The sequence below is a fragment of the Vibrio sp. 03_296 genome (assembly GCF_002265885.1).
The window spans coordinates 1-1,488 of record NZ_NPKW01000271.1; the positions used below are offsets into that span (position 1 = coordinate 1).

Below are 1,488 nucleotides of genomic sequence, written 5' to 3' on the forward strand. Positions count from 1 at the left end.
GAAGAGTAGACGCTACGAGTACGAGTCGTTAGTGCAAACCACTCGTTTTCTTTGTCTTGGTATTGAGCAGGAACATTCGCTTCAATGATTTCACTGTTGACTGGCTGAACAAGACCTTTGTCTGTTAGCTCAGCAAGACGGCTGATATCTACGGTTAGAATCACGTCAGCAGGGCTGTATTCGCCTTCTTGCGCAAGTTTCTCTGCAATACCAGTTTTTGCAAACATCACGTTTACTTTGATACCGGTTTCCTTTGTGAACTCATTGAACATTGGTTCAACAAGGAAAGGTTGACGGTAAGAGTAAACATTCACCTCTTCAGCAGCCATTGCGGTAGGAGCAAGAGTGGYACATGCAAGCGCAGAAAGAGTAAGCAGCTTTTTCATGATTCAATCCTTAGATTCGTAATGATAACGTTTATCAGTAGCGTTATTATATTCATCATAGTTTAGAACACAATGACGGAAAACAAAAAACCATGCTGGTATGAGGAGGTTTTTGATATTTTTATTTGTAAACAAGTATGTCTTAGTTGACTTATTTTACCGTGACGAATTCTGGGTACGCACCGACACCGCAGTCGTGCATGTCCATCCCTTCCATCTCTTCTTCTTCAGAAACTCGGATGCCGATGGTGGCTTTCAGTACGCCCAAACCGCAAGGCTTGCTCCAATACCCAAGCAAAATCACTGCGGCACCAAATAGTTGCGAAAGAAAGCTCGCGTCACCGTTGCTGATTGGCACAACCATGAGACCAAAGAAACCACACACGCCGTGAACCGAGATCGCGCCCACTGGATCATCAATTTTTAGCTTATCAAGACCAACGATACTGAACACAACCAAGGCACCTGCTACTGCACCAATCGCCACCGAATACAGAGGTGATGGTGAAAGAGGGTCAGCAGTAATCGCAACCAAACCAGCAAGCGCGCCGTTGAGAATCATGGTTAAATCCGCTTTGCCCCATGTTGTTTTACATACAAAGAGTGCGGTAATGGCCCCCGCTGCAGCTGCAGCATTCGTGTTAAGGAAAATTTGCCCAACAGGTCCGTCGCGTTTTCAAAGTCAGACACCATTAGTTGTGAACCACCATTAAAACCAAACCAACCAGAACCACAGAATAAAGGTACCTAACGTTGCCAATGGCATGTTTCGAACCAGGGATTGGATACACTTCGCCATTTTGCCGTACTTACCTTACGCGCTTCCAAGCAATAACTACTCCGGCTAATGCCGCTGATGCACCTGCCATATGCACAATACCCCGAACCTGCGAAGTCACTAAATCCCGCCGCTGACAAGAAGCCACCACCCCACGTCCAGTAGCCTTCTACCGGATAAATAAAGGCAGTCAAATGGCGGAAGACAACAGAAAGACCAAAGCTTCATACGCTCAGCAACCGCCCCTGACACCACTGACATCGCCGTTGCCACAAACACCACTTGGAAGAAGAAATCTGACTCAAGTGAGTGATCGGCCCCTTC

At 46.7% G+C, this 1,488-nt stretch carries 1 protein-coding gene and 1 pseudogene; both read right to left on the reverse strand.

Annotated elements, in window-relative coordinates:
- On the reverse strand, positions 1-386 hold a 386-nt coding region (locus CIK04_RS23920), incomplete at its 3' end, for an extracellular solute-binding protein (RefSeq protein WP_128824671.1).
- A 151-nt stretch (positions 387-537) separates the two neighbouring features.
- Positions 538-1,488, reverse strand: a pseudogene (locus CIK04_RS23925) (ammonium transporter); the annotation flags it as partial.